A 4,060-nucleotide genomic window follows, 5' to 3' on the forward strand; every position below is an offset into this window, starting at 1 on the left:
CCTTGTTAAGATTACGGCTGATAGCACCGCCTAGACACGCTCTTAACCGCTATACGCTTTCTAATGCTAGCAAGGGCATACACCCAATGTACCGCTTCGAAAGACAATATAACCACTCATTGCGTTGCTCAATATGTCTAGAACCCCCTGTCGAGAGCTTACTGTCACCCACACAATGCAGTCGTCACTGAGGCCTGCCACCCATTGCGAGGGAACAGTTACTTATTATTGAGGATTTTGAGTAACGATTAATAAACGATTAAACTTGAATAGTTTTGTTGATTTGAATTAGAATAGAGCCATAACGGGCTTTATGCTGGTCAAATAACGCACTGTGAATGCTTATTTGGTCGTTACAGTATGTTCCCCAACACGCTGTAACCGTTGATCTAATTAAACGACAAATCCCACCAGTACGTCAAGTATTGAGTGGGATTTTTTGTTATCTACAAATCAGTGCTAGTGTATTAATCTTTAAGTCACTGATACCTAAGTTTTTTTATGTTGTTAAGAAGAGCAACAAATCCAATCACGATTAATATAATTGGTAAATACCTGATCTCAACATCTACGATCTTGTTAACTCCTATCACAATAGAAACCACAGCAAATAGTATGCTTAGCCCATCATAAGCAATACCTTTGAAGGCATTAGCAATAGTAACTATAACAATCAACACCCCTGCGACTACGTAAAGAAAGCCCTCGGGAAATGTATTTGGAATCAAGTAAACCAATCCCGCAATAATCAAGAAAATCGCTACACCAATTGACCCATAGATCGTGAATTCTTGGTCTTTATCTTCGCTCTCTGCTGCATCACTCATATTGAACCCTCCACCTTTATTAAAAACCCTTCCCAGAAGGCTCATTATAGCACTAATTTGGGCTTTAAACATAGTTTTGGTGTGTAGGTAGCTAAAACAAAATAAAAAGCGTCTGAGAGCGTCTGAGAGCGTCTGAGAGCGTCTGAGAGCGTCTGAGAGTGTATTGATAAACTAAATGGAATTATTCCAATAGAAAATAATGACTGTATATCTTTGCCATGCTTAACCTGTTGTAAGGTGCTATCTCTGTATTCCTTGTGTTTACTGGGTTTTATGATTATTTAAGTAGATAAAAACTTGATTGTGATTTCAAACTATAACAGCAACACCCCATCAACTTAAAAGCCATACACAACAAGGCTTCTGTATGAGTCTGCACCCTAACTATTAAACCATCTCATTCATGACACATCCTCATAACAGTGTGGTTACACGAATTAGCTCATCATCAAAGTTAATCACTGGCTCTGTCACTGTTCAACATAGCTAATCAGAGCCAATAAAAGGATAGGGGTTATATTTAAAATATCTCAGGTATTAGCTCACTTGAAGTGTTTTGATACGGGTTAATACATTCTGCAAACTACTTAATCCCCATTGCTTACCTGTTGGTGACTTAACACCTTGCTGATTCAAATAGACAACTAAGTTACGTTGGCTCATCTGTTTTGATAATGATGACAACATAGGTGCTATCTCTTTAGCAAATTGGTCTGCTAGCTCTTTACGTTTGTTGTTAGTGGCTTTGATATTAACCTTACCCATCACACCCATAGGCTCACCACGTAGTTTCTTAGCTTGTAGTGCTGCTTTAGTTCTCTCACTGATCTTACTGGCTTCCCACTCAGCAAAGGCACTTAACTGGGTTAGTACTAATCTTGAATCACTTGTACCACTTGCTAAGTTAGGTAAGTCAGTAAATTCAATCTGAATCTGATCTAGTAGCTCAAGAAAGAATCTGACATTTCTAGCTACTCTGTCTAACTTAGCAACCAATAGCACTGCTTTGTTTTTCTTTGCGTCTGCTACTGCTTTAGCTAATTCAATACGAGTGATTTTCTTACCACTATCAATCTCAACGTATTCAGATACTACCTCAACACCTTGTCTTTGAGCTAAATAGGCTCCCACTTGTTGCTTCTGTGCTTCTAGTCCTAGACCTGAAACACCTTGTTTAGCTGTTGATACTCTGTAGTAGATAACGTATTTCATAATTGACCCAAATCTGTAACGTTCATTTAGTGTTAGGTCATTATAGATGAGATACTAGTGAATAGATACTAGCCAGCTCTTTTTTATCTATAGATATGGATAGTTATTTTCAGTTAGACTACGAGGATTTTTAGAAATGCTTATATAAATGGAATAGTAGATAATGAAAACTTGGCAAGTATTAGCATTATGTTTTTCAATAATAATTTCAGTTGCAGCTTCTGCTTTTTATCTTAAATATGAACCAAAAACAATAATAAAAACTGATACTGGGACATTTGATTTAGGAAAAGTTTTTGCTGAAATGGTTAGTATTGATATTGTTTGGGTAGACCTTTCTGGTAATGAACAGCCATTCGTTAGTGAAGCTAATTTTTATAACTCATCTCAATCAATAGCTAGAGCGCTAGTAGACCTAAATAATGAACGGAATGCTACTGTAGCAGAGCATAAAAAGACAACATACGACAAAATAAACGGTTTTGACGCAGGTAAAGTCAAGCTAAAAATCCGAACCTATATTACTTATTACAGCTCAAATTATACGAATACGCCTTACATCGGTCTCATAGGAGAAGAGACGCATAACATTCAAGGATATACGCCGCTGAAAGAGAGTGTGTATTCAATAACTGATAAAAGCTTTAAAAGAAACAGAGAAAAGGTAGAAAAAAATCTATTTCTAATTGATAAAGATGATTTTATAGCTAAACAACCTTAGAAGAACCAAAGCTATTACGATATGGTATCTCAGGTGATTTCTGCTCTACCTTTCCTATATACAAGAATCTTGAGAAGGCATCATCACAATCATCATTTAACCTTTTGTATATATCACCATTTATAGATTTGAAGTACCTAGCTGCTCTTAATCCTTGTAACTCATCCAATGCTGCTCTGGCATATTTTGGGAATGATTGAGGTATGGTCTTTCTACAATCAGCTATTACATAAAAATGAACATGAAGGAAAGGTAGTTTATTATCTGTTTTTTGCCATACAGACTTACCAACTTTGTATGCACCTGAGTCACCATTTATCTCTTTTTGAGTTGTATGTTTAAACTCAATAGAATAGGCAATAACCGTATCAGGACATAACTGATTCAATGGTCTGTACTGTCGTTTTAATGCACTCTTAAAGGATTTGATAAAATCTTCTTTCGTTACCCTAAATACTTCTGGCTCATGTATGTGGCTAACAAGGTGGAACATGCAAGGAGATGTCATATTCTCTTTAGCATGCATGAATACTCCTTCTAGCCTTTCATACTTAGTTTTTTCTATCTCGTAGGATCTCCCATTGGAAACCATCTTGATAGTCATCGTATCTTTCTTTGCCATTAAACCACCCCGATTTTCTTTTTTAGTTATTATTAATGTGACTTAGAGTAGTGACAGACTCCCCTCTACTTCTGCTCTTTAGGTACTGCTGTATTAGATATCTATATAACATGCGATAAAATCAGCACAACAAAGTACATACTTATTATGTTCATTTAACAAGTAAGAAGTAGTTATAACTGTTATATATTAAGGGATAGAGCTAGATAAGAGTACAAATACTGAGGGATAAATATTGAAGTGTTTTTAAGTAAGTATTGAGCTAAAACTTGTCCCCGTTAAGAAAATTAAAGGGATGAATCACTAAAATCATTAATATTATGACATACTACCTTACGGGTATTCAATAGCTGTTACAATTTAGTTAGCTAGACTCTAGTAATTAAACCAGTAAATGTGATAGCTATAAATTAATAATTAGTATCATAAAACTAACTCATTTGTTCCGATTATCCAGATTGAGGTTGAGGAGTTTTAGGCAACACTCACCCTAAAGCACTCACAGATAGAAATCTGCAAATCCTTTAGTGTTGTTACCCTTGAGATATTACCCGTCAATCGGCAGTATCGTCATTAGGAGGTCATCACTGTATCAAGCTGACCTTGTTAAGATTACGGCTGATAGCACCGCCTAGACACGCTCTTAACCGCTATACGCTTTCTAATGCTAGCAAGGGC

The 4,060-nt window shown here is 36.2% G+C and carries 4 protein-coding genes; 1 reads left to right on the plus strand and 3 read right to left on the minus strand.

All coding sequences use genetic code 11. The features are described 5' to 3' along the window. Nucleotides 1-479: 479 nt before the first annotated feature. Both BTV99_RS12370 and BTV99_RS12375 read right to left on the minus strand, forming a co-directional pair. On the minus strand, nt 480-827 hold the full coding sequence (locus tag BTV99_RS12370) for a hypothetical protein (RefSeq protein ID WP_075102664.1): 348 nt from the start codon (nt 825-827) through the stop codon (nt 480-482). A 537-nt stretch (nt 828-1,364) separates the two neighbouring features. Beyond that, nucleotides 1,365-2,039: a recombinase family protein gene (locus tag BTV99_RS12375; RefSeq protein ID WP_075102665.1), complete on the minus strand. Its 675-nt coding sequence runs from the start codon at nt 2,037-2,039 to the stop codon at nt 1,365-1,367. 163 nt (nt 2,040-2,202) lie between these two features. Here BTV99_RS12375 and BTV99_RS12380 point away from each other — a divergent pair, with 163 nt between their 5' ends. Beyond that, on the plus strand, nt 2,203-2,760 hold the full coding sequence (locus BTV99_RS12380) for a hypothetical protein (protein ID WP_075102666.1): 558 nt from the start codon (nt 2,203-2,205) through the stop codon (nt 2,758-2,760). Here the strand turns inward: BTV99_RS12380 and BTV99_RS12385 are convergent. Next, entirely contained in the window at nt 2,747-3,286 is a 540-nt protein-coding gene (locus BTV99_RS12385) for a hypothetical protein (RefSeq protein WP_256713789.1), read from the minus strand. The two genes, BTV99_RS12380 and BTV99_RS12385, sit on opposite strands and share 14 nt — an antisense overlap. Nucleotides 3,287-4,060 lie beyond the last annotated feature (774 nt).

This window comes from Psychrobacter sp. Rd 27.2 (genome assembly GCF_001921755.1).
Classification (GTDB): Bacteria; Pseudomonadota; Gammaproteobacteria; order Pseudomonadales; family Moraxellaceae; genus Psychrobacter; species Psychrobacter celer.